The sequence below is a fragment of the Gordonia aquimaris genome, from assembly GCF_026262595.1.
Taxonomy (GTDB): Bacteria; Actinomycetota; Actinomycetes; order Mycobacteriales; family Mycobacteriaceae; genus Gordonia; species Gordonia tangerina.
This window is the reverse complement of sequence record NZ_JAPKFM010000092.1, coordinates 1-329: the sequence shown is the minus strand read 5'-3', so window position 1 is coordinate 329 and position 329 is coordinate 1. Positions and strand designations below refer to the sequence as shown.

Sequence of the window (329 nt, the reverse complement as noted above, 5' to 3'; positions counted from 1 at the left end):
GACAGTCGTCACCAACGACTCGCAACGCAGTGAATCGCCCCGGGTTTGCTGGAGGCTCGGTTAGTTGGTTCCAGCGTTTGCGGGGACCGGGTTCTCACGGTAGCTGGTGACGGTGTGGGTCGACCAGTAGGCGCTCTCGTACTCGACGGGTGGGACGTGTCCGATCTCGCCGTGCAGGCGGCGGTGGTTGAACCATTCGACGTACTCAGCGACGGCGATCTCGACCTCGCCCACACCTGCCCAGCCGCCTCGCGGGCGCATCACGGGGTTACGGATGCATTCGGCTTTGAACAGCGAGTTGAACGCCTCAGCCATCGCGTTGTCGTATG

1 protein-coding gene is annotated in these 329 nt (G+C 63.2%); it reads right to left on the bottom strand.

Going from position 1 to position 329, the window contains the following annotated elements; all coding sequences use genetic code 11:
* Positions 1-60 precede the first annotated feature (60 nt).
* Positions 61-329: IS3 family transposase (locus tag OSB52_RS24720; protein ID WP_244176355.1), on the bottom strand; the 269-nt coding region annotated here is incomplete at its 5' end.